The organism is Micromonospora sp. DT62, assembly GCF_049847285.1.
Classification (GTDB): Bacteria; Actinomycetota; Actinomycetes; order Mycobacteriales; family Micromonosporaceae; genus Micromonospora; species Micromonospora reichwaldensis.
This window is the reverse complement of record NZ_JBNCOB010000019.1, coordinates 46,715-70,593: the sequence shown is the minus strand read 5'-3', so window position 1 is coordinate 70,593 and position 23,879 is coordinate 46,715. Positions and strand designations below refer to the sequence as shown.

At 73.9% G+C, this 23,879-nt stretch carries 18 protein-coding genes and 2 riboswitches; of the genes, 2 read left to right on the top strand and 16 right to left on the bottom strand.

The features are described 5' to 3' along the window. Positions 1–5 precede the first annotated feature (5 nt). From ACPXCB_RS23000 to ACPXCB_RS22960, 9 genes are all read right to left on the bottom strand, one after another. Positions 6–905, bottom strand: a complete 900-nt coding sequence (locus tag ACPXCB_RS23000; RefSeq protein ID WP_425877608.1) for an ECF transporter S component — start codon at positions 903–905, stop codon at positions 6–8. Further along, complete coding sequence (locus ACPXCB_RS22995; protein WP_425877607.1) at positions 902–2,533, bottom strand: ABC transporter ATP-binding protein; 1,632 nt, start codon at positions 2,531–2,533, stop codon at positions 902–904. The genes ACPXCB_RS23000 and ACPXCB_RS22995 overlap by 4 nt, the downstream gene beginning before the upstream one ends. Then, positions 2,530–3,792, bottom strand: a complete 1,263-nt coding sequence (locus tag ACPXCB_RS22990) for a CbiQ family ECF transporter T component (protein WP_425877606.1) — start codon at positions 3,790–3,792, stop codon at positions 2,530–2,532. The genes ACPXCB_RS22995 and ACPXCB_RS22990 overlap by 4 nt, the downstream gene beginning before the upstream one ends. After that, positions 3,785–4,705, bottom strand: coding sequence for a hypothetical protein (locus ACPXCB_RS22985; RefSeq protein ID WP_425877605.1), 921 nt, complete (start codon positions 4,703–4,705; stop codon positions 3,785–3,787). Before ACPXCB_RS22985 ends, ACPXCB_RS22990 begins: the two co-directional genes overlap by 8 nt. Beyond that, the gene (locus tag ACPXCB_RS22980; protein ID WP_425877604.1) at positions 4,702–6,162 is read right to left on the bottom strand and encodes a cell wall anchor protein; all 1,461 of its coding nucleotides are present in this window, start codon (positions 6,160–6,162) and stop codon (positions 4,702–4,704) included. The genes ACPXCB_RS22985 and ACPXCB_RS22980 overlap by 4 nt, the downstream gene beginning before the upstream one ends. 138 nt (positions 6,163–6,300) lie before the next feature. Further along, positions 6,301–6,417: riboswitch (cobalamin riboswitch) on the bottom strand. Positions 6,418–6,528: 111 nt separating this feature from the next. Continuing rightward, positions 6,529–7,014, bottom strand: a complete 486-nt coding sequence (locus ACPXCB_RS22975; RefSeq protein WP_425877603.1) for a hypothetical protein — start codon at positions 7,012–7,014, stop codon at positions 6,529–6,531. Positions 7,015–7,049: 35 nt separating this feature from the next. Next, entirely contained in the window at positions 7,050–8,102 is a 1,053-nt protein-coding gene (locus ACPXCB_RS22970; protein WP_425877602.1) for a peptidase, read from the bottom strand. A gap of 101 nt (positions 8,103–8,203) precedes the next feature. Then, positions 8,204–8,327: riboswitch (cobalamin riboswitch) on the bottom strand. 83 nt (positions 8,328–8,410) lie between these two features. Continuing rightward, positions 8,411–11,008 (bottom strand): rifamycin-inactivating phosphotransferase, encoded by a 2,598-nt coding sequence (rph, locus tag ACPXCB_RS22965; protein WP_425877601.1) that lies wholly within the window; start codon positions 11,006–11,008, stop codon positions 8,411–8,413. A 451-nt stretch (positions 11,009–11,459) separates the two neighbouring features. After that, positions 11,460–12,176 carry a hypothetical protein gene (locus ACPXCB_RS22960; protein ID WP_425877600.1) on the bottom strand — a complete coding sequence of 239 codons (717 nt, stop codon included), beginning with the start codon at positions 12,174–12,176 and terminating at the stop codon, positions 11,460–11,462. Positions 12,177–12,372: 196 nt separating this feature from the next. Here ACPXCB_RS22960 and ACPXCB_RS22955 point away from each other — a divergent pair, with 196 nt between their 5' ends. Then, positions 12,373–13,266, top strand: a complete 894-nt coding sequence (locus ACPXCB_RS22955) for an SGNH/GDSL hydrolase family protein (RefSeq protein WP_151455239.1) — start codon at positions 12,373–12,375, stop codon at positions 13,264–13,266. Between the two features lie 232 nt (positions 13,267–13,498). Here ACPXCB_RS22955 and ACPXCB_RS22950 read toward each other — a convergent pair whose 3' ends face one another. The 4 genes from ACPXCB_RS22950 to ACPXCB_RS22935 all read right to left on the bottom strand — a co-directional run bounded on the left by ACPXCB_RS22950 (position 13,499) and on the right by ACPXCB_RS22935 (position 18,510). Continuing rightward, the gene (locus tag ACPXCB_RS22950) at positions 13,499–13,957 is read right to left on the bottom strand and encodes a hypothetical protein (protein ID WP_425877599.1); all 459 of its coding nucleotides are present in this window, start codon (positions 13,955–13,957) and stop codon (positions 13,499–13,501) included. A 3-nt stretch (positions 13,958–13,960) separates the two neighbouring features. Further along, positions 13,961–16,396: a molybdopterin oxidoreductase family protein gene (locus tag ACPXCB_RS22945; RefSeq protein WP_425877598.1), complete on the bottom strand. Its 2,436-nt coding sequence runs from the start codon at positions 16,394–16,396 to the stop codon at positions 13,961–13,963. Between the two features lie 150 nt (positions 16,397–16,546). Continuing rightward, positions 16,547–17,260, bottom strand: coding sequence for an RICIN domain-containing protein (locus tag ACPXCB_RS22940; protein ID WP_425877597.1), 714 nt, complete (start codon positions 17,258–17,260; stop codon positions 16,547–16,549). Between the two features lie 458 nt (positions 17,261–17,718). After that, complete coding sequence (locus ACPXCB_RS22935) at positions 17,719–18,510, bottom strand: TioE family transcriptional regulator (protein ID WP_425877596.1); 792 nt, start codon at positions 18,508–18,510, stop codon at positions 17,719–17,721. A gap of 58 nt (positions 18,511–18,568) precedes the next feature. Here ACPXCB_RS22935 and ACPXCB_RS22930 point away from each other — a divergent pair, with 58 nt between their 5' ends. Beyond that, positions 18,569–19,798 (top strand): erythromycin esterase family protein, encoded by a 1,230-nt coding sequence (locus ACPXCB_RS22930; protein WP_425877595.1) that lies wholly within the window; start codon positions 18,569–18,571, stop codon positions 19,796–19,798. Positions 19,799–19,887: 89 nt separating this feature from the next. Here ACPXCB_RS22930 and ACPXCB_RS22925 read toward each other — a convergent pair whose 3' ends face one another. The 3 genes from ACPXCB_RS22925 to ACPXCB_RS22915 form a co-directional block, all read right to left on the bottom strand. Beyond that, entirely contained in the window at positions 19,888–21,201 is a 1,314-nt protein-coding gene (locus ACPXCB_RS22925; RefSeq protein ID WP_425877594.1) for an extracellular catalytic domain type 1 short-chain-length polyhydroxyalkanoate depolymerase, read from the bottom strand. A gap of 155 nt (positions 21,202–21,356) precedes the next feature. After that, positions 21,357–22,253, bottom strand: coding sequence for a GNAT family N-acetyltransferase (locus ACPXCB_RS22920; RefSeq protein ID WP_425877593.1), 897 nt, complete (start codon positions 22,251–22,253; stop codon positions 21,357–21,359). A 166-nt stretch (positions 22,254–22,419) separates the two neighbouring features. Beyond that, positions 22,420–23,784 (bottom strand): endo-1,4-beta-xylanase, encoded by a 1,365-nt coding sequence (locus ACPXCB_RS22915; protein WP_425877592.1) that lies wholly within the window; start codon positions 23,782–23,784, stop codon positions 22,420–22,422. Positions 23,785–23,879: the final 95 nt, after the last annotated feature.

Genomic DNA, 23,879 nt, shown 5'->3' with positions numbered 1-23,879 from the left:
CCACATCAGGCGACGTCGCCCGCTCGGTCGGTGGTCGCGGCTCCGGCCACCGGCCCCGACGAACCGGCCCGGTCGTCCCCACCCGTGCGAGGTGGGTCCGGCTGTGGATCGGGCGCGGCGAAGGTGACCGGAGCGTCGAACGCGGCCCGCCGTGCGGCGCGGCGCAGCGCGGCGAGCACCGCGGGGCCGGCGAGGACGATCGCCACGGCGGTGGTGATCGCGCGTCCGGTGTCCCAGCCGAAGGTGGAGGTGACCGCCGTGAACACGGCGAAGCGGTGCAGGTTCTCCAGCAGTGGCGCTCCGGCGACGTAGGAGAGTTGGGTGTCCGCGCCGATGCTGAACGGCCAGAACCACAGGTTCATCAGCAGTCCGTAGCCGTAGGCCGCGAGCACGCCGTAGGCGGCCAGGGCAGCGATCTCGCCCCGGCCCCGCAGCCTCGTCGGTAGCAGGCCGGCGCCGAGACCGATCCAGGACGCGGCCAGCATCTGGAACGGCAGCCACGGCCCGACCCCCGCGGTGAGCAGCGCGGAGGCGAACAGCGACGTCGAGCCGAGCAGGAAGCCGAATCCGGGCCCGAACACCCGGCCGGCGAGCACGAGAAGGAAGAACACCGTCTCGATGCCCGCGGTGCCGGCGCCGAGCGGGCGCAGCGCGGCGTTGACGGCCGCGAGCACCCCGAGCATCGCCAACGCCTTGCTGTCGATGCCGCCGGAGCTGAGTTCGGCCAGCACCAGCGCCACGAGCACCGGCAGCACCACGAGGAACACCAGCAGCGCCTCGCCCGTGCGGGCGGTGCTCTCCGGATGGGCGGGGACGAAGAACGGCCAGGTGAAGGTCGCCAGTGCGGCGGCCGAGGCCAGAACCAGCACGACAGCGGTACGCGGGGCGACCCGCAGCACGCTCACCCCGGCTCCCCGGTGGCGGCCAGTGCGGCCGCGACCTGCTCCACGGTCAGCCACGGTGCGGGAGCGAGGACCTTGGCCACCTGCGGGGCGAACGCCGGCGAGGCGAGCATGACCTCCGCCGTGGTGCCGGCGGCGACGATCTCCCCCTCGGCCATCACCACTACCTGGTCGGCGAGGGCCGCGACGAGCTCGACGTCGTGCGTCGCGATCAGCACCGCCCGGCCGTCGGCGGCCAGCCGTCGGACGACGGCGGTGAACTGCCGCTTGGCGCGGTAGTCCAGGCCGCGGGTCGGCTCGTCGAGCAGGACCACCGGCGGGGCGGCGGTGAGCTGGACGGCGAGCGCGAGCGCGAGCCGCTGCCCCTCGGAGAGGTCACGGGGGTGCCGGTCCGCGGGTAGCCCCGGGGTGAGCTGGTCGAGCATCGCCCGACAGGTGCCGGCCGGTGCCCCGGTCTCCCGGTCGGCCTGGTCGCACTCGGCCTCCACCGTCTCCAGGTACAGCAGGTCACCGGGGGTCTGCGGGACCAGACCGACATGCCGACGGGCCCGGCCCGGCGGCAGGGTCTTCGGGTCGACGGTGCCCTGCGCGCCGACGACGGCGACGGTCCCGCCCTGGCGGGGACCGCTGCCCTGCACCGCCCAGAGCAGGCTCGACTTGCCGGAGCCGTTGCGCCCCATCAACGCCACGATCCGCCCGGGAGACAGCTCCATGTCGACGCCGGCCACGGCGACCGTCCCCGGGTAGCGCACGACGACGTCGCGGGCCGTCAGGACGGGGGGCCCGTCCGGGACCGTCACCGCGGCCGGCACGGCGGCGTCGGCCAGCCGGTGGCGCAGGGCGGCCGCCCGCCGGCGGGCATCGCGTACGGACAGCGGGAGCGGCGTCCAGCCGGCGAGACGGCCCAGCTCGACCAGCGGCGGTGCGATGTCGACGTCGGCGAGCACGGCGGCCGGTTCCCCGTCCACCACCCGACCGTCGCCGGGCAGGTAGATCAGCCGGTCGGCGTACTGCACGACCCGTTCCAGCCGGTGCTCGGCCAGCACCACCGTCACGCCGAGGTCGTGCACCAGCCGGGTCACCACGGCGAGCACGTCCTCCGCCGCGGTGGGGTCCAGCGCGGAGGTGGGCTCGTCGAGCACCAGCACCCGCGGGTGGGCGGTGAGGACCGACCCGATGGCGACGCGCTGCTGCTGCCCGCCGGACAGCGTCCGCAGCGGCCGGTCGCGCAGCTCGGCGATGCCCAGCAGGTCGAGGGTCTCCTCGACCCGTTTGCGCATCACCGGCGCCGGCAGGGCGAGCTGTTCCATCCCGTAGGCGAGCTCCTCCTCGACGGTGTCGGTGACGAACCCGGACAGCGGATCCTGCCCGACCACGCCGACGACGTCGGCGAGGTCCCGCGGCGGATGACGGCGGGTGTCCCGGCCGTCGACCGTCACGCTGCCGTGCAGGGTGCCGCCCGTGAAGTGCGGCACCAGCCCGTTGATCGCCCGCAGCAGCGTGGACTTGCCCGTGCCGGTCCGACCGACGACCAGGCAGAGCTCGCCCTCGTCGATGCGTAGCGTCACGTCCCGCAGGGTCGGGCGGTCGCTCTCGGCGTAACGGACGGTCACCCGGTCGAAGTCGATCACGAAGGGCCTCCCGGCGCGGGGAACGACGACGCCAGCCGACCCGCTCCGTCCGCCGGCGCGGCGCCGACCGGACCGCGGGGTGCGGTCGCCGGGCCGGCGTTGCGCGCGACGGACGTCCGTGCGAGCGCGGGAGGCGGCGCCAACCAGGCCGGTGCCGCCGCGACCACGACGGCGAGCAGCGTCAGCGGCGTCAGCTCGGGCCAGGTGAGGGGGCTCACCGGCGGATAGAGAAGCTCCGGATCGACCGAACCGGCCAGTACCGTCAGCGCGGCGGCGCCCACCCCGCAGCCGGCCACGAGCAGTTCCGCGCCCCGCCAGTGGTCCGGCCGGTAGCGGCTGCGCCGCACCCGGCGGCCGGCCAGCAGCATGCCGGCCACGGCGGTCGACAGGCCGACGAGGAGCATCGGCAGTCCCAGGTAAGCGGGGCCGGTGGCGTCGAGCAGCCCGTACGTGCCGGCGCAGACGCCGACCAGCCCGCCGAGCACCAGCGCACCGGTGACGGCGCGCTGCCCGGCCGGCACCGCCGGGGTGCGGCCGTAACCCCGGGAGTCCATCGCCGCGGCCAGTGCCAGCGACCGGTCCAGCGCGTCGGCCAGCACCGGCAGCGCGATGCCCCGCAACGCCCGTACGCCCCTGCCGGAGGCACCCCGCAGCCGCCGCGCCCGGCGGACCCGCAGCACGCTCTCCACCAGTTGCGGGGCGACCGACAGGGCCACCACCACGGCCGTGCCCACCGCGTACAGGGCGCCGGGCACGGCTTTGAGCAGCCGCTTCGGGTTGGCCAGGGCGTTCGCCGCGCCGAGGCAGACCAGCATCGTGGCCAGCCGCAGCCCGTCGTAGAACCCGCCGAGGAGCTGCTCGGCGGCGACCGGCCCGAACAGGCGGATTCCCGCCGCCCACGCGGGCAGGGGGATTTCGGGAAGCCGGACGAGCACGTGGTCGCCCTGCCCGCCGCCGAACACGATCCGGAAGAGCACCCGCATCGCCACGATCACCGCGCCGAGCACCAGGTACATCCGGAACGCCAGCGCCCACGGCGCGTCTCCCCGCCGCCGGACGACCACCAGCGCGGCGACGGCGACGAGCAGGCCCAGCGGCAACGGACTGGTGGTGTGGCTGGCCGCGGTGGCCAGGCCGAGAGCCCACAGCCACCACGCGCCGGGGTGCAGCGCCCGGGGCAGGCGCGTCGTTCGGCCCACCGACCCTGCCCGGTCCGCTCCGACGGGCCTCTCCACCCGGGGGGTGCTCCGGTCAGTCATCCGGCTCGACGGTCCGCCGCCGCCGTGCGGCCAACAGGCCGCCCACGCCGAGCACGACCAGCAGCAGCACGCCGGCCGCCGTACCCAGCGGGATCCCGCGAGCGTCACGGGGCGCGGCGACCTCGGTCACCACCGGCTGGTCGGCGGAACTGCCCGCCGGTGGGCTGACGGCAGCGCTCGCAGGTGGCGCCGCGACGCCCGCGCTCGGTGTCGGGACCGGGCCGCCGGCCGTCGGCGTACCGGTGGGGAGCGGCGCGGGCCCGGCGGAGCCCGGCATCGGTCCTGCCGCAGCGGGCCGGCCCGCGGTGGCAGGTGGTGGCGCGACCGGTCGACCGTCTCCTGCCGGCGGTGGGGCGACCGGGCCGCCCCGGGTGGGCGGTGCCGGCGGCGGAGGGCTCGGTGGTGGTGGCGGTGGCGCGGGACGCCTCGGCGCGGCGCCCGGCCGGGGCGCGTCGTTGGCGTTGCGGTTGAGGGAGAACGACCAGCCCTCGAAGCTGCCGGCCGGCGGCTTGCGGTTGAGCACACCCTTGTCGCTGAACGTCCAACTGCCACCGTTGGCCGCGTGCCAGTACGACCAGTAGGCGCTGGCGGGAGGCGTGTCGACGCACTTCTCGGACGCCGTCGACGGCCTGCCCTCGATCCGGCAGACGAACCCCTCGCCCCAGCGCAGCGTGCCGGTGATCTGGAACCCGGCGTTCTTGAGCGCCGCCAGCCCGGTGGACTGCTCGCCCCGGGCGCACCGCACCACGGTTCCGCCGCCGAGTTCGTTGAAGTCGACCACCACGGTCACACCGGAGGCGTCCGGGCAGTAGCCGGCCGATCCGGCGGCCCTCGCGGGGGTGCCCGATCCGACCATCGTGCCGGCGGCGGTGAGGGCGACGACCAGTCCGGCGCGGGCGGCCCGGACGGTCACGCCGCCCGCCGACGGCCGAGTACGACGAGCAGCACCCCGCCGCCGACCAGCAGGAACGCGATCAGCACGTAGCTGGTGATCGCCGCGCCGGTCGTCGGCAGCCCGCCCAGGCCCGGGGTGGTCGGGGCCGCGCCCGGGGCGACGGTCGTCGACGCCGGGGCGGACGGGGTCGACGGCACGGTGGTCGCGGACGGGCTCGGTGTCGGGACGGCCGTCCCGGTGGGCGTCGGTGACCCGGTGGGCGTGGGGGAGGTGGTGGCGCTGGGGGAAGCGGTGGGCGAGGCCGTGCCGGTCGGGGTCGGCCCGGGCGACGACGGCGGCGGGTCGAGGCCGATGCGTCCCAGCGGCACCTGGACGAGGCCGAGCACGGCCTGTGCGGTGCCTCGACGCCACTGGTCCCGGTCGGTGTCGGTGATCCCGGACGCGACGGCCGTCGTCAGGCTGTCGGTGTTGTAGGCGACGGCGCCCGCGTCGGCGGCGGCCGCGCCGCCGTGTGCCGTGGTGAGCTGTAGTGCGGCCAACGCGCCGGCGGCCCGCGCGGCCTCGGCGTCGCGGCCGGCGGCGGCGAGGGCCTGTCCGGCCAGGCCGGTGCTGTTGGAGTTCGCGCCGGTGGTCGGGCCGGAGCCGCCGAACGAACCGTCGGCGCGCTGCTGAGCCACCAGCCAGGCCGCGCCCCTGGCGGCCGCCGCGGTGGCACCGGCGGCGCCGTCGGCAGCGGCGGCGAGCAGCGCCTGCACGGCCATCGCGGTCGAGTCGACGTCGAGGGTGGCGCCGGCCTGCTCGTCGCAGGACGGGGACGGGCCGTCGGCGGTGTCGGGGTAGAGCCGGAACCCACCGGCCGCGCACTGCTGGCAGATGAGGAAGTCGACGGTGTCCTGCGGTACGTCGCCGCTGCGAGCCAGGCCCAGCACGGCGAAGGACTGGTCGAAGGCGTTGCTGGCGTCCGGACCGGTGTCGGCGGTGGTGCGGCTGGTGATCCGCCCCCGCTGGTGTCCGGCGTCCGCCCCGGCGACCAGCGACAGGGTCTCCGTCCGCAGGTCGAAGCCGCCGAAGTCGGTGGGATCGGCGCCGGCTGCGGAGGCGGCGTACAGCAGCTTCGCGGTCGACCCGCCGTCGGTGAAGCCGGGGATGCCCCAGTCGTCGAGGCTGTTGTAGGACCGCACATGCGCCGCGACCTGCGCCGTCGCGGCCTGACGGACCGGCGCGTCCACCCCGGTGGCGGAGAGGGCGAGGAGCCCGTCGATGGTCAGACCCCAGTCCGGACCGCCGAACGGGCCGGGCAGCACCCCGTCGGCGAACTCGCCGGCCAGCCAGGAGGCGGCATCGCGCGCGGCGGCGGCGTGGGTCGGGGCGGGTGCGGCCACGACGGTCAGGGGTACGGCGGTGAGCGCGGCGATCGTCGCCGCTGTGGTGGCGACGACGCCGGCGCCGAGACGCCGGGAACGGGACCGGGACATGAGGGGGTGCCTTTCGCAGAGCGGTCGGTGGAAGCTCCGGAAAGCACCCGGGGACAGCGACACCCCGCTCGCGTGATGCGATGAGCGGGGTGGAACGGACCTCGGTGGCCCGGACTTCACCCTGTAAACCTCGACAGTGGAAGCCGCTCGTCCCGGGCGAGGCATTCCGGCTCGCGAGGCCGGGGCCTCGCTCACGGTTGCGGGTCAGCGCCGGCTTCGAACCGGCTTCCCCCCACTCGGGACGTATGCAGTTGTGGACCGGCGTGCACCGGGTGCCGACACCGTACCGCCCGCACGTCGCGCGACGCCAGGGCGGTGGCCGGCACCCGGTGCACCACTACGGTGACAACTCGTGTGCGGCCACGGTCAGGGCGCGGCGATGCTCGGCGGGGCGCCCGCGCCGAACGACCAGCCCTCGACGGTGCCCGGGGCCGGGTTGTAGCTGCTCGCGCCGGACGTGCTGTAGGACCAGGCGCCGCCGCTGGGGGCATGCCAGTACGACCAGTACGCCGTGGCGGGCGGGGTGTTGACGCACGGATCGGCCGCGGCGGTCGGCTTGCCGTTGATCCGGCAGACGAACGCCAGCCCCCAGCGCTGCGTGCCGGTCACCGTGAAGCCGGCGCCCTGGAGGGCGGCCAGCCCGGTGGCCGGGTCGCCCGGAGCACAGGCGACCTGGACGCCACCGCCGAGCGCGGCGAAGTCGACCACGACGGTGACACCGGAGGTGCCGGTGCAGGCCGCGGCGTACCCGGCCCGGGGGGCGGGTTCGACGGCGGTGAGGGCGACGGCGGCGACGGCGGCTGCCAACAGGCCGGCGAGCCGGGTACGGACGGTGGATCGGTGACGGAACACGGTTCCTCCTGGAATCGGTGGAGCGACGGGACGGGTCACGGGCAGGCGGGGACCGGTGCGCCCGGGGTGGCGCCGGTCGCGGCCAGCCGGGCGTACCCGGTGCCGGTCAGGCCGAGGACAGCCTGGCCGGTGGCCCGGCCGGCGGTGCCGGGGTCGAAGGCGCCGCCGTCGAAGTCGACCGCGCCCCGGTCGGCCGGCGCCCCGGCACAGCCGACCTGTAGCCCGGCGAGGAACACCCGCGCGCGGGCCCAGGCCAGCGGCCGGTGACCGTCGCGCAGCGCCTGCGCGGCGAGGCCGGTGCTGTTGGCGTTCGGGATGCCTGCGGCGTTGGCGAAACCGCCGTCGGCGCGTTGCACGGACAGCAGCCAGCGCAGCCCGGCGGCGGCGTCGGTCGGGCGGCCGGTGACCCGCAGCGCCTGCACCGCGAGCGCGGTGGCGTCCACGTCGGAGGTGCAGACCGGTTGCGCGGGCAGCAGCGGGTAGCCGCCGTCCGGGCAGCGGGTGGCGGCCAGCCAGGCGGCGGCCGTTGGGGGCGTGCCCTGCGAGGTGCGGTCCAGGGCGAGGAGGGCGAAGGACTGGCTGAAGGTGTTGCTGTAGTCCCCGTACGCCGACCGGTCGGTGAACCGGCCGCCGGGGGCCTGCAGCGAGCGCAGCCGGGCGATCAGGTCCACGCCGCCGACGTCGGTGGGGTCGCCGCCGCGCACCTGGACGGCGAGGGCGAGCTTGGCGGTCGCGCCCGCGTACGCCTCCGTGGCGCCGTCGCCGAGGTAGGCGTCGCGGATGTCCGGCCGGGTGACCCAGGCCAGCGCCCGGGCCCCCGAGTCGTCGGCGACGCTGGCGGCGGCGAAGGCGAACACCGCGTCGAGGGTGAGGCCCTGGTCGGGGTAGGTGACGCCGTCGAAGACGACTTCGAGGCGTTCGCCGGCGACGAGTTGCCGGGCCAGCCAGCCGGCCGCGGCCTCCGACCGGCCGATCCCGGCAGGCGAGGTGGGGGAGGCGTGGGCGGATGCCGGTGTGGCGAGGGTGAGGGCGGCGAGCACGCCGCAGAACAGAGTGAGCAGGCGGTGCCGGCTCAGGCGGACGACCATCGGAAGCGCCTTTCCGGCCCGGCGGTCGTCAGAAGCCCGGCCACCCGCCGCAGCGCAGGGGTCGACCGGGACTCCGACCCGTGGGCCACGACGGGTGGGGAGCGGATTCTGCGCGTACGTCGGGTATTCGGGCTCGCCGTCGGAGGTGCACCTCGACGGCCTACCGTTGCGGGCCAGCGCCGGACTTCGACCGGACTTCCCCCGCACGCACGCGCGTTGGTTGAGTTGTGGCGCCAGTCTGGAGTGGAGGGACGCCGGATGTCAACGCGTGATCGGCTGCGCGCGCCCGGTCGCCGCCCCGTGGCCGGTCAGGACAGGATCTCGACGTAGCCGTCGGTCGCGTGCACGCGGATCCGCTGTCCGTTGCGGATCAGCCGGGTCGCCTGCTCCACCCCGACGAGGGCGGGCAGGCCGTACTCCCGGGCGATGACCGCCCCGTGGGTCATGAGGCCGCCCACCTCCGTCACCAGTCCCGCGATCGCGACGAACAGGGGTGACCAGCTCGGGTCGGTGTAGGCGGTGACCAGGATGTCGCCCGGTTCGAGGTCGGCCTCGGCCAGGTCCAGGACGACGCGGGCCCGCCCCTCGACGGTCCCGCCGGAGACCGGGAGGCCGACCAGCGCGCCGGTCGGCACGTCCTCGCGCCGGTACGCGCCGGCGATGCCCTCGCCCTCCGACGTGAGCACCCGGGGCGGGGTGAGCGTCCGATACGACCTGAACGCGTCCTTGCGCCGCTGGATGAGTTGGTCGTCCACCTCGTTGGTGCGCACGACGTCGTGGAGTTCCTGGAACGTCAGGTAGAAGATGTCCTCCGGCTCCGAAAGCACGCGGGCCCGCACGAGGCGCTCGGCCTCTGTCAGCAGGGCCTGCTTGTAGCTGAGGTAGCGGCTGACGATGACGTACTTCGGGTACTCCCGGTACCCGATGAAGGTCCGGACCCGGTCGATCATCCGCTTCGTCTCGTCCGCCTTGCGCTCCCCGTCCGGCAGGGCCCGCAGACGCTCCAGGACCTCCTGTTCCTTGCGCGCCGCCCGCTGGCGCCCCTGCGCGAAGCGCCGCTCGCGGGCGCCCGGCTCGAGGTTCCTGATGTTGTCGAGGATGAGGGGCACGAGTGTGGTGGGGCGTTCGCTCCAGCGTGGCCTCGTGATGTCGATCTCGCCGGCGCAGCGCATGCCGTACCTGTCGAGGTAGGCCCGGATGGCGTCGCGCGCTTCCCGGCCGCCCGGGAGCCGGGGCAGCTCGTCCACGAAGCCCTCGTCCTCGACCTCCCGCAGGAAGGCCACCACCTCCGGGTGCGGGCGGATGACGTCGGCGACGTCCAGCAGCGCCAGTCCCATCTCCGACGTGACGTTGTCGGGCGCGGAGAGCGTGAGCGTGTCGGCGGCGTTCCTCTCGCCCAGGTACTCGTACAGCCTGTCGTTGAGCCACCACGTGGCCTCCATGCCCGCCATGATCGCCTGCATGTTCAGCGGATCGCCGAGGCCCCGCTTGTGCTCCTCAAAGGCCTCCAGCAGGAAGTCGAACAGCGCCGGTCCGGACTTCGTCCGGATGTCGCGCCGTAAGGCGGCGAGGGCCGCCTGACTGCGTTCGATCAGCTCGGTGACGATGGCCGGATCGGTCTCGATCGGGGCCGGCGCGCCGCCAGCGGGCGGCCCCGCCGGACCCTGGTCGGGAAGCGACGGGATGAAGTCGCCGCGGCCGAGGACGGTCTCCAGCGCGTCCCTGATCAACGGATCGGACCGCCCCACCATCTCCAGGAGGCCGGCGCGGCTCGCGGGCGTGGCCAGGCGCCCGGTGACGTCGACGAACAGCCTCCCGCCGGCCTCGTGCATCGGCACCATGGCCGTCAGCTGCCACATGGAGATCCCCAGGGGCTTCATGGCGTCCGTCATCATCTGCTGGTGACCGACGGAGACGTAGACGTGGTTCGCGTCGTCGCCGGCCTCGGGGATGGGGAACAGCGTGGTGACCGGCCGGCTCTGGACGATCTGAAAGTCGTCGTCGACCAGACACCATTCGATGTCCTGGGGGTGGCCGAAGTGGGCTTCGATCCGCCGGCCGAGCCGCACCAGCCGCACGACCTGCGCATCCGTCAGGGCCGGCTGCTCCTGCCGCTCCGAGTCGATCGCCTGTTGCCCCGTCCCGCCGCCCGGCAGGGCGTGGATGGCAAGTCGCTTGGCGGCGATCGCCTTGGCGATGATCTCACCGTCCCGCACCCGGTAGGCGTCGGCGTTCACCAACCCCGAGACGAGGGCCTCGCCGAGGCCGAAGCTCGCCTCCACGACAGCGACCTTCCGGTGGTGCGTGACGGGGTCGGCAGTGAACAGGACGCCGGCCGCCTGCGGGAAGACCATCTTCTGCACGACCACGGCCATCTGGACCGCGCGGTGGTCGATGCCGTTGCGTCGACGGTAGGTCACGGCCCGCTCGGTGAAGAGCGAGGCCCAGCACCGGCTGACGTGCTGGAGGATCGCCTCCTGCCGCACCACGTTCAGGTACGTGTCCTGCTGGCCCGCGAAGGAGGCCGTCGGCAGGTCCTCCGCCGTGGCACTGGACCGGACGGCACAGGCAGCCCGCTCCCCGAGCCGGGCGAGGGCCCGGACGATCGCCGCCGCCACGTCGTCGGGGAGGACGACCGCTTCGATGGTACGGCGGATCTCCGCACTGAGCGCGCGGGTCGTCTCCCGGTCGTCCGGGTCCAGGCGCGACAGCCGGTCGAGCTGATCGTCGATGGACGGCGCTTCGGCCATGATCCGCCGGAAGGCGTCCGTCGTGACGCAGAAGCCAGCGGGCACGTGGATGCCGTCGATCCGCGACAGAGCCCCCAGGTGCGCGCCCTTGCCGCCGACGATGGGCACCTGCGTGTCGTCGACGTCCTGGAGATCCAAGACGTACTGCTCGATCATCGCGACACCGCCACGGCAGCCGCCCCCAGCCGCAGCCGCACGCCCGTTGCCACCAGCGGTTCGAGGTCACCGCGCCTTCCGCGGATCGACAACAACACACGCACGGCGTGCCCCATTTCTTCGTCAATTCTGGGTCCGGCCGCCGATTTTGCGGCAATACCCCGGTCTTGTGGCAAGCCCCCCAGTGCGATATACGTTGAAGTGGGATCGAGTTCTTTGCGGTTTTCGCTCCGAACTGGAGCCTTTCTCGCGAAAGCGCGGCGCGTGCGGCTCCGCACGCCGTCCGTCCTGGGGATGTCGCCGCAGCCGCCGGTCGTGGCCCGCGACGACTGAGCCGGCTGCCGACCGCGTACAAGGACGTTCAGCGCGAGGTGGTTACCGGCGTCGGCTCCAGCCGGCCGGTGCACGGCGTCACACCTGGCCGCACGACCGGGTGACCGTCGCGGTGCCGTCAGGCCAGCAGTTGCTCGCGCATCCTGGCGCCCGGATTGAACCCACCCACCACCCGGGGGCTGGCCGGATCGTGCACGTCGAGCGTGTTGTTGCGGCGCATGAGCTCACGCACCGGAGGTGGCAGCCGGGGCGGGTCGTCCATGGCTGCGAGGATCTGTCCGGCGCTCGTGATCAGTCCATCGGCGAGGGCGGCGGCGTCGGTGTCCACCCGCACCCGGCCGTACTCCCAGCCGGCGGTCGTGAGGTCGAGCACCTCGAACACGCGGGTCACGAGAGGATTCGGGTCGGTCACCCGGTCGAGCCGGGCAGCCTGGCCGCCGAGCACCGCGACGGCGGCGGCCACCTGCGCGTACGGGTGCAAGCCGCACGGCAACGCGAACAGCGGCCAGCGCAGGGCTCGGCCGGCCTCCATCCACAGCGGCCGGTAGTTGCGGCGGTGCACCAGGAGACGGCGACCCGTTCGCCGGTGGACGTCCTGGGCCTGGGCCTGCAGGTCCACGTAGGCCTCGTCGGCGACCTGGTTCACGATCCGGGCCGCCACCACCACGCCGTCGTCGTCGCCGTTCAGCATCCCGGCGACGGCCTCGACCTGCTCGGGAAACCGGAGCTGCGCGTGGGCGCCGTACCGGTGCTGGACGTCGCGTAGCAGAGCCTGCTGCCGTTCCGGATCGAGCTGCACCCGCCCGCCGCCCAGCAGTCGCTGGAGCCAACGCATTTCGCCTCGTTTCAGCAGAGCCGTCCCGGACTGCGGCAATGCTAGTGCGTCGGACCTTCCCGCGCGCGGAAGGGGTGGCCGAGCCGCCGCCGCGTTCCGCTCGACGGCCCGCGGCGACAATGGCCGTCGATATTGACGTGCGACGACGGCGCGGACAGAATCACGGCACCCACCATGATCCCCGCTGGGAGATGCCATGACCCGTCCCCGCCTGCCGTTCCTCCGGGCCGCCAGCCGGCTGGCCGCGTTCGCCGCGGCCACCGCCGGTGTGCTGCTCACCCTCGCCGCACCGGCCAACGCCGCCGCGCCCACCGGGCGCTACGTCGCGTTGGGTGATTCGTACACCTCCGGCCCGCTGATCCCCACCCAGGTCGACCTGAACTGCCTGCGCTCCAACCGCAACTACCCGTCGCTGGTCGCCGCCTCCGTCGGCTCGTCGGCGCTCGCCGACGTGAGCTGCTCCGGCGCCACCACCGAGGACATCCTCGTCGGCGGCAGCGGCGCACTGGGCATCTCGTTGCCGCCGCAGCTCAGCGCGGTCACCCCGGACACGACACTGGTCACCGTGCAGATCGGCGGCAACGACATCGGCTTCTCCGGCATCATCACCGACTGCGCCGAGGCGAGCCTGAGCAGCCCCCTCGGGTCTCCGTGCAAGAACCGGTACACCGCCGGTGGCGTCGACCAGTTGCAGGCCAGGATCGCCGCCACGGCGCCGAAGGTGACCGCCGTGCTGCAGGCCGTCCACCGTGCCGCGCCGGGCGCCCGGGTCGTGGTGCTCGGCTACCCGGCGATCGTGCCGGACAGCGGCTACGGCTGCTGGCCGGTGGTCCCGATCGCCTACCAGGACGTGCCGTACCTGCGCGGCGTCCAGAAGTCCCTGAACGGGATGCTCGCCAGCACCGCCGCCGCGAACAACGCCACCTACGCCGACGTCTACGCCCCGTCGGTCGGCCGCGACACGTGCAAGAGCAGCGGCACCCGCTGGGTCGAAGGGCTGGTCCCGCAGAACGCCGCCGCCCCCTTCCACCCCAACGCCAGGGGCGAGCAGGGCATGGCCAACGCGCTGCTGGCCAGGCTGAACAGCTGACCGACGACCCCCATCGCCGGCGCGACCTGACCTGACGAGGTACCGGCCACCCGCCCCACCGCCATCCGGCGACGGAACGGGTGGCCGGTACCGGGTGGATCAGCCGACGGCAGGGCCGCCGGCTTCCGCCGTCGGCACCACCAGGTCGGGCAGGGCCCGGACAGCGGTGACGGCGGCGTACCCGTCGGTGAGCCAGGCCAGATCAGTGCCGGGAACGGGGCGGGCGCGGCGGTCAGTCGGCGACGACGAGCGCCTGGGGCGCGGCGGCCTTCATCCGGGTGCGCAGCCACTTGAGTTGGATGGCCGTCTCACCCTCACAGCGCCGTACGAGCGCGAGCAGGTCCTCGTCGCGCGCGCCGTAGGCAGCCTGGCCGACGACGGTCCAGGCGATGTCGCACTCGGCGGCCATCAGGTAGAGGTCCTGGAGGTCACGCAGCAGGCCGATGCCGCCGGTGCGGGTGCCGGTGAACAGTTGTGAGTGCAGCCGGTCGGGTTCGGTCGGGGCGTCCTCGGCGTAGCGGGCGGCGAACGGGCGCAGGCCTTCGGCGTGCGCGTCGCACCGCTTCGCCTGTCGCTCACACAGGTGGCGGATGTCGGGTTCCTCGGCGTGCGCGTCGGCGACCTGCCGGAACGCGTCGGCGAGGTTGAGCTGGGCGCGGTGCAGCAGGCCGAGGTAGTGGGCGAGGTGCACGGTTCACTCCTTCCCGCTGGTGGCCTGCGCCGCCGGTCCGCCCGCGGTCGGGGGGATGCCGGCGTCCGGGGGCGGCGCGCTGCCGCCGACCGTCGGCGCCGGTGCGGGTACGCCGCCGCCGTCGGTGAGCTTCTCGACCGCGACGGCGGCCACCTTGAAGAGGGGCTGCTTGGAGACCGGATCCCAGGCGGTGACGGTCAGCTCGTTGGCGGCGCGGGGTGTGCGGTCGTGCGGGTCCTGGTCGAAGTAGCCGTAGTGGAACGGCAGGAACACCACGCCGGGGCGGATGCCGCAGAGGCGGGCGCGGGCCTGGATGCCGCCGCGCGCCGAGGCGACGCCGACCAGGTCGCCCTCGGCGATGCCGAGCCGGGCCGCGTCGGCCGGGTTGAGCTCCACCCACACGTCCGGCGCGGCCCGGTCGAGTTGTGGGGCCCGGCCGGTCTTGGTGCGGGTGTGGAACTGGTAGACGGTACGGCCGGTGGTCAGCAGCATGGGATGTTCGTCGTCCGGCACCTCGGGGGAGGGCTGGTAGTCGACGGTGTGCAGGAACGCCCGCCCGCCCGGCTCCTTGGCGCGGTACTCCGGCTCGGTGAACTCGGCGCCCGTGGCGAGGTCGTGGCTGTACGTCTCGCAGTAGTCGGGGTCGGTGTGGAAGCGCCCGTCGGTGTAGAGACGCTCGGTGCCGTCTGGCTGCTCGTCGGTGCAGGGCCACTGGACGCCGGAGCCGCCGCGCAGCTTGGCGTAGGTGATGCCGGTGTAGTCGCACGGTCGCCCCCGCGAGCACTCCTTCCACGCCTCGAACACCTCCTCCGGCCCGGTCCACCGGATCAGCGGCTGCCCGTCGCGGTCCCGGAAGTCCATCCGCCGGGCGTAGTCGAGGAAGATGTCCAGGTCCGGGCGGGCCTCGCCCGGTGGGTCGACGGCCTTGTCGGAGATGTGCACGGTGCGGTCGACGCTGGTGAACGTGCCGGTCTTCTCGCCCCAGGTGGCGCCGGGCAGCACCACGTCGGCCAGTTCGGCGGTCTCGGTCAGGAACAGGTCCTGCACCACCACGAACAGTTCCGGCTTCGCCAGGACGCGCCGGATGCGCGACAGGTCGGGCAGGGACACCGCCGGGTTGGTGGCGCTGATCCACAGCAGCTTGATAGAGCCCTGCTCGGCGTACCGGAAGATCTGCATGGCGTGCGTCGGGGGCGCCCAGTGCGGGATGACGTCGACGTCGACGTTCCAGAGCCGGGCCAGCTCCTCGATGTGGGCGGTGTTCTCCCAGTTGCGCAGGCCCGGCAGGTCCCCGTCGGTGCCGGTCTCCCGGGTGTTCTGCGCGGTGGGCTGGCCGTTCATCTGGTAGATCCCGGCGCCGGGCCGGCCGATCATGCCCCGGATCAGGTGCAGGTTGTTGACGCCGCAGGCGGCGGCGGTGGCCTGGTTGGACTGGTAGAAGCCCTGCAACACCGTCGACAGCAGCCGCTGCGAGGTGCCGAGCAGTTCGGCGGCGCGCTCCACGTCGGCGGCCGGCACGTCGCAGATGTCGGCTACCCGCCGGGGCGGGTAGCCGTCGACGATCCGGCGCAGCTCCTCGAAGCCGACGGTGTGCGCCTCGACGTAGTCCCGGTCGTACCAGCCGCGCCGGATGATCTCCCGGAGCAGGCCGTTCATCAGGGCCATGTTCGTGCCGCTGCGCACGGCGAGATGCAGGTCGGCCTCCCGCGCCACGGGGGTGGCGCGCGGGTCGACCGCCAGCATCGCCGGCGGGTTGGGGCCACGCCGCCGGTCCAGCATCCGCATCCAGAGCACCGTCTGGGTCTCGGCGACGTTGTGCCCCCACAGGGCCATCGCGTCGCAGTGATCCACGTCGGTGTACGAGCCGGGTTGCCCGTCGGTGCCGAAGCTCGCCTTCAGCGCGGCGGCGGCGGTGGCGGTGCAGAGCCGGGTGTTGCCGTCCATGTGCGGGGTGCCCAGCCCGGCCTTGCCGATCACGCCCAGCGTGTAGTACTCCTCCAGGAACAGCTGGCCGGTGGTGTAGAAGCCGAAGTGTCCCCACCCGCCCGGTCCGTCGAGGAGTTCCTTCGACCGGGCCACGATCCGGCCCATCGCGGTGTCCCAGTCCGTCTCGACCAGCCGGCCGCCCTCGCGCACCAGCGGCCGGGTCAGCCGGTCGGGGCTGTGGTTGGCCTGCCAGCCGTACAGGTCCTTGGGGTCGAGCCGGCCCCGGTTGATCCGGTCCACCGCCCGGCCCCGTACCCCGACGATCCGGCCGTCGGCGACCGCGATGTCCAGCGCGTCGCCGTTGGAGTGCAGCACCGACGCCGACTGCACCCACCGGTCCACGTCCGCCTCGGTCAGGTCACCGTCGAGGAACCGGTCCACCCGTACCGGCCACTCCTGCCCCGGCCCGTACGGGGTCCGTTCACCCCACGGGTCGGCGATCCGGTCCACCACGACGCGCTCCCTTCTCCCGGACCCCGGTCGTCGCCTCCTCGCCTCGCCCCTCTGAGCATGTGGCGATACCCCGGACCAGCACGCCGAACCGGGCCGAGAGCACCGGTTCGGGTGTCCGTGCCGGCCGGAGGCCGTGACGGGCGTCGGCGCTCAGTCGCCCGGGCCCGCGGGCGCGGCGCCGTTGTCGACGAAGTCGAAGCTCAGGCCCTCGCCGGCGTCCCCCTCGCCCGCCCGTTGAGCGACCAGGCCCTGCCTGTCGGTCGCGCGGAGGCGGACCTCGCCCTCGCCGCTGATGGTGTAGGTCGGGCGGCCCTGGCTCTTCTCCCGCGTCTTCTCGATGGTGAACAGCTGGCCGGCCCGGCCGGCGTCGCAGGCGGCGGCCACGACCGTCGCCGGGGCGCTGCCGTTGTCGCGCAGACCCATGCAGTCGGGCTCGCCGCCGCTGTGCGCCTTCGCGGTCCGGATCTGGTAGCGGTTGCCGCCGGCGGGAAGCAGCACGAACAGGCTCTTGTCCGTGTCGCCGTCGGTCAGGTTCAGCCGGCCCTTGGCGTCGACCGCCAGGATCGACTCGAACGACCCGACCGGCCGCAGGACGATCTGCCGCTCACCCCGCATGATCGGGTCCGCGTCGCCGGGCGCCCCCGGGCCGTCCGTCTGCGCGCCGCTCGCCGGGTCGGAGCCGGTGGGCGAGGGCGTGCCCGTGGTCCCGCCGTCGGGTGCGGGGGTCACCGGCGAGGCGGTGGACTCCCCGGTCGTGGGAGCCGTGGAGGCGCAGGCCGGCATGGACGCGGCGACACCGACGGCAAGGCTGGCCGCGACGGCGGCACGACGGGCGACCGTGGCAGGGGACGACAGGTTCGGCATGGCCAACTCCTCAAGTCGATCTTCACGAGCCTAATCCGCCCCCGCGCACCGCGCAGAAGTCGTACCGCCGCAGGGGTCTGGGCAGGACGGCGCGCCCGGGGAGCGGGCCACGAGGGTGGTTAGCATCTGCGCATGACGTTCCGGGTGCACTACGTGGTCCCACCCGGGGTGGCCGCCGGGGGCATGCTCGCGCCCCCGGGCGACGACGTCCTCGTCTTCGCCCAGACGGTCGAGGTGGGCGGGCGGGACCGGACCGTCGAGTTCTCCGTCCTCGCCGGAGGTCAGTTCGGCGTCCCACCGGGCGTCGCTCGAAGCGCTCCGGCGATGGCTCACGGCTCACGGCTCACGACCGAGCGGGCGACTACTGGCAACTGCTCGTACGGCGGCCGGGTGACCGGACAGCGGGCGACCCCGCCTGAGTGGAACGGTGGGGCCGGCGACGCCCGCTCGGGTGACGATCAGCGGGAGCCACCCGGCGGCCGGATCGGATCCGTGGCCGGCGAGGCGGCGCCGGGGGCGTCCGGCCCGTCGCCGGGCGGGACCGGTCGGCAGGTGAGGTAGGCGTCCAGGGCGGCGGCGCCGGTCAGCATGGCGCGGCTGCGGGCAGCGAGGCGGGCGCGCCAGTCGCGCAGCATCGACCCGAGTGGCGCGACGCCCCCGGCGGAGCGGACCTGGGCGATCAGCGGGGCGATCTGCGCCAGCAGGTAGCCACCCCGCCTGAGCTGGTGGGCCAGCCGGGCGTCGCGCACGTCGGCGGCGCTGTAGACCCGGTAGCCCGTCTGCGGGTCGCGGCGCGGCTGGAGCACGCCCGCGCGTTCCCACTTCCGGAGGGTGGCCGGGCGGATGCCGAGCCTTCTCGACAGGGGACCGACGAACGTGTTGCTCCGTCCCTGCGGCACCGGATCGAGGTCACCGACAGCGGCTTCGGCGGCCTGGAGGGTGCGGCGGTCGTCGAGGAGCTGCGCGTGACTCTCGTCGACGAGCCGGAGGGCGTCCCCGGTCGCGCCCCGGTTGACCGCCTGCATGATCGACGTGGCCGTCGCATGCCCGTGTCCGGGCACGAGGGCGAGGAACGCGCGCAGTGCCTGCGCGTGCAGCGCCGTGTAGGTGCGGTAGCCGTGCGGGGTGCGGTCCGCGGACGGAAGGATGCCGGCCGCCTCGTAGTTCCTGACCGCCTGCGTCGACAGGCCGTGCGCGCGTGCCAGGTCGACCGGTCTGAGCCTGCCACTGCTTTGAGGGTTTGGCGTCATCACTCTGCTGACATCGAGGGAAAGTTTGCACCGTCGGTTCAACGATACCGTTGAGGGCATGACTGCTGGTATCGCAGACGCCGCCCATGCCGTCGACTCCGCTGCCGTCATGGGGTTGCTCCCGGGCAGGCCGCGGCTGCTCGCCCTGGGCGAGCCCACCCACGGCGAGGAAGCCCTGCTCGACCTGCGAAACGAGCTCTTCCGGCAACTCGTCGAGCAGGAGCACTACCGGACGATCGCGATCGAGAGCGACTGCGTGCTGGGGCTGGTCGTGGACGACCACGTCACCTCGGGCACCGGCATCCTCGACGACGTCATGGAGCGCGGGTTCAGCCACGGGTGGGGCGCCTTCGCCGCCAACCGCGAGCTGGTGCGCTGGATGCGCGCGTACAACGACGACCGGCCCCCGGCGGAGCAGGTGCGGTTCGCCGGGTTCGACGGCCCGCTGGAGATCACCGGCGCCGCGAGCCCCCGGCAGGCCCTCACCGCGCTCCACGCCTACCTCGCCGCCCGGGTCGACGCCGACCTGCTTCCCTGCGCGGCGGAGACACTCGACCGTCTGCTCGGCGCCGACGAGCGGTGGACCAGCCCCGCCGCGATGATGGACCCCTCCCGGTCCGTGGGGCGCACGCCCGACGCCGGCCGGCTGCGGCTGCTCGCCGACGACCTGGTGGCCCTGCTCGACGCGCAGACGCCGCACCTGGTCGCGGCGTCCACACCGGAGGACTGGCATCGGGCACGCCTGTACGGGCGTACCGCCGTCGGCCTGCTGCGCTACCACCACGCGATGGCCGACCCGTCGCCGAGCCGCATGGCGCGGTTGCTCGGCGTGCGGGATTCGATGATGGCTGCCAACCTGCTCGCCATCGCCGGGCGATGGCCGGCACTGGTGAACGCCCACAACGGCCATCTCCAGCGCAACAGGAGCAGCATGCGGATGGGCGGACTGCCGGTGCAGTGGTGGAGCGCCGGCGCGATCGTCGGCGCCCACCTGGGCGAGGAGTACGCCTTCCTCGCCACGGCCGTCGGCACGATCCGCCACCAGGGAGTCGACGCCCCGCCGCCGGACACCGTCGAAGGGCTGCTGTACGCGCTGCCGGCGGAGCGTCACCTCGTCGACGCCCGCCGACTGGCGACCACCCTCGCCGGCATGACGCCCGCCGTCCGGGTGTCGCCCTGGTTCGGATACGCCCCGCTCGACCCGGCCCACGTGGGCGACACCGACGGGATCCTGTTCGTCAGGGAGGCCGGGCGGGGCCAGGCTCCGCCAGCGTCCGGCAACGACTGACCGGCGGCGGGCGGCGGCCGGCGGCTCGGGCGCACTGGTCCGAGCCTGCCGCCGGGGCGGCGCCGGGTGCCGGCGCCGCCCCGGCCGGTTCAGGCGACCGCGCAGGTGGCGCCGTTGAGGGTGAACGAGGAGGGCCGTCCCGTGTCGCCGGTGTGGGTGGCCTGGAAGCCCACACTGACCGACGTGCCGGGCGCGATGGTGGCGTTGTAGGAGACGTTGCGGGCGGTGACCGCGCCGCTGGTCGGGGCGTACGTCGCGTTCCAGCCGTTGGTGATGCTCTGGCCGGCGGGCAGCGTGAAGGCCAGCGACCAGCCGTTCACCGTCGTGGTGCCCGTGTTGGTGACGGTGACCGAGGCGGTCAGGCCGGCGTTCCAGGCGTTGACGGTGTAGCCCACCCGGCAGGCGCCCGGCGAGGGCGGGGGAGTGCTGGGCGGCGGGCTCGTCGGCGGCGGGGTGGTGGGTGGCGGCGTGGTGGGGGGCGCGGCGGCGTCGAGCCCGAAGAAGCGGATCGCCTGCGCGGCGTCGACCGGCAGGTTGTGCGACACCCCCTGCATGCTGATCGCCTCGACCGGCGCCCGGTCGCCGCTGCCGCCGTAGCGGGTGCGGGTGTAGCCGGCCTGCGGGCTGTCGGTGTACGTCGGCGTCTGGCTCAGCCCGTGCACGTCGGTCCACTGCTTGATCTGCTCGCCGAAGTTCGGGTAGCGCAGCACCTCGTCGTTCGTCCCGTGCCACGTCTGCATTCGGGGCCGGCGCCCGGTGTAGCCCGGATAGGCGTTGCGGACCAGGTTCCCCCACTCCTGCGCGGTCCTGGTGACCTGGCCGTTGGCGCACTCGCTGTTCCACTCGGAGCCGTTGGTGGTGGCGAAGCAGCCGAAGGGGACCCCGGAGAACGCCGCCCCGGCGCTGAACACGTCGGGGTAGAGCCCGAGCAGGACGTTGGTCATCATGGCGCCGGACGAGATGCCGGTGGCGAAGATCCGGTCGGGGTCGACGGCGTACCGCTGCCGGACGTGGTCGACCATCGACTTGATGCCCACCGGGTCGCTGCCGCCGTCGCGGCGCAGCGCCTGCGGGGAGGAGACGTCGAAGCACTGGCTGCTGCGGGTCACCGACGGGTAGACGACGATGTAGCCGTACCGGTCGGCGAGCGCCGCGTACTGGGTGTTGGCGTACATGGCGGGGCCGGTGCCGGTGCAGTAGTGCACCGCGACCAGCAGCCCCGGCCGGGGCGCGACGGAGTCCGGCACGTAGAGGTACATGCGCAGGTTGCTCGGGTTGGGGCCGAAGCTGGTCACCTCGGTCAGGGTCGCGGCGGACGCCGGCGGGGCGACCGCCACCGCCGCCAGGGCGGTCAGCGCGGCGGCGGCCAGGGCAGCGCCCAGCACTCGGAGTCTGGACCTCATGGATGGTTCCTCTTCCGCAGACGGTGGACAGGGCGGGGTTCCGATCGAGGGCTGCCCGGCTGCCCGATCACGTCCGGCTCAGGAACATCGACAAGTATCTATTAATGCGGAGGGTGTGGCAAGTGTCGGCCGCGCACGACCGGCCCCTCGCGCCGTCACCGGGTCAGGCGCTTCTCGAACCAGTGGTGGGCGTACGGCTCGGCGTTGTACGCCTCGATCTCGCGGTAGCCGGCCGCCCGGTACATCGCGATCGCCTCGGTCAGGTTGCGGTTCGTGTCCAGCCGGACGGCGCTCCAGCCCCGCTCGGCGGCGTGGCGTTCCAGCTCGCTCAGCATCCGCCGCCCGAGCCCGAGCCCGCGTACGGAGTCCGCCACCCAGACCCGCTTGATCTCGGCGGGCGCGTCCCGGTGGAGTTTCACCGCGCCGCAGCCGACCGGCTCGGTGTTGAGGGTGGCGAGCAGGAACACGCCGGACGGGGGGACGAGTTCCTCGTCGTGGACCGGGTTGCTCCGGGCCGGGTCGAACCCGCCGTCGAAGCGCCGCGCCACCTCCCGGGCGTAGGCCCGTACGCAGGCACGGGCCCGCGGGTCGCCGGGCGGGCAGGGACCGATCAGCACCATCGACGCGACGAGCAGCCGTTCCACCTCGGCCATCGCCGCGACGAGCCGCTCGCGGCGTCGCCCGGTCAGCGGGGCGAGGATCGACCGGGCGAAGTCGTCGGAGCGCTGGTCGAGCTCGGTCCACTCGGCGCGGCCGGCGGCGGTGAGCGTGGCGACCCGGACCCGCCTGTCCCCGCCGACATGGTCGGACGGCCCGACGGTGACGAGCCCGTCGCCCTCCAGGGCGCGCAGGAGGCGGCTGAGGTGCCCCGAGTCCAGCCCGAGCCGGGACCGCAGCGCCGCGACCTCGGCGCCGCCGGGGCCGATCTCCCACAGCAGGCGGGCCTGGGCGAGGGGACGGGCGCGCGCCATGTACTCGTCGTCGAGCGCCCCCACCCGCTGGGTCACCGTCCGGTTGAACCGCCGCACGGCGGCGATGAGCTCCGCTTCCATGAAACCTGACCTTAGTCAGCGATACCCGGTCCGCGCCAGCGCCGCCCCGGCGGGCGGGTGCGGTCGCGTCCGCCGTACCGCCGCCACGCCCTGCCCGGGGCTGTCGCCCGGCGGCCCCGGGGCGGCGCGGTGGCGCCATCCCCGGGGCCGTCCGGTCGCCCGACGGTCAGGAGGCGGTGCAGGAGCGCACCTGCGGGCGCGTCCAGGTGCCGTTGGCCATCGTGGTGAACCCGAAGACGTTGCCGCTGCCGTTGGAGCGCATCGTCATGACGTTTCCGCTGCCGTCCCAGCTCGGGGTGCCGTTCCAGGTGGCGGAGACCTTCTGCGGGGGCGTCACCTCGACGACGACGGTCCAGTTGGTGGCGCCGCTGACCGTGACGTCGCTGTTGAACCGGTCGCCCCACCGGGTGCCGTCGCGCAGGGTGGCGGTGCAGCTGCCGCCCGGCGGCGGGGTGGTCGGGCCGGTCGTCGGCGGCGGCGAGGTCGGCGGGGGCGTGCCGTTGTTGAGGGCCGCGAGGACCGCGTCGTACGCGGGCTTGCGGTTGCCGCTGTTGTCGAACAGCAACGGGGTGTCGGAGGCCCGCCAGGAGTCACTGTCCCGGATGCCCCAGACGGTGATGCCCGTGCACCGGGCCACCGCGAGGCAGTCGTTGACCACGTTGCGGTACGTGGTGGCCGAGGCCCCCGCGATGTCCAGCTCGGTGATCTGCACGTCGACGCCGAGCGCCGCGAAGCTGGACAGCGTGGTGCGGTAGTTGCCCGGGTAGGGCGAGCCGCTGTTGAAGTGCGACTGGAGGCCCACGCAGTCGATCGGCACGCCGCGCTGCTTGAAGTCGCGGACCATGTTGTAGACGGCCTGGGTCTTCGCGTGGCTCCAGTCGTCGGTGTTGTAGTCGTTGTAGCAGAGCTTGGCGCCGGGGTCGGCGGCCCGGGCCGCCCGGAACGCCGCCTCGATCCAGTCGTTGCCGGTGCGCTGGAGGTTCGAGTCGCGCCGGGCCCCGCTGCTGCCGTCGGCGAACGCCTCGTTGACCACGTCCCAGGCCACGACCTGACCACGGAAGTGGGTGGCCACCTGGGTGACGTGGTTGAGCATCGCCTGGCGCAGCGCGCTGCCGCTCATGTTCTGCATCCAGCCGGGCTGCTGCGAGTGCCAGGCCAGGGTGTGGCCCCGTACGCTCATGCCCCGGCTACGGGCGTGGCTGACGATCCGGTCCGCGTTGCCGAAGGTGAACTGCCCCTGCTGCGGCTCGGTGGCGTCGATCTTCATCTCGTTCTCGGGCGTCACCGAGTTGAACTCGCGGTTCAGGATCGTGACGTAGGTGTTGTCGCTGAGCTTGTTGGCGGCGACGGCGGCGCCGAAGTAGCGGCCGCGCTCCGCCGCCGACGCGCCCAGCGTGGTCCCGGCGCTCGCCGCGCCGGGCAGGACCGTCGCGCCGGTCGCCGCGAGCAGTCCCACGGCGGCGACGACGATGGCCGCGCGTGCCCGCGAACGCGATCTCGACCGGGTGTCCCGGGGGTGCCTCTCGGTCATTCCTGCTCCTTCCGGGGCCGATCCGCACCGTCGGGTGGCGGACCGGTGTGGTGGTGGTGTGCCGGATGAGGGCCGCCCGGCGGGCTGCGGCGCAC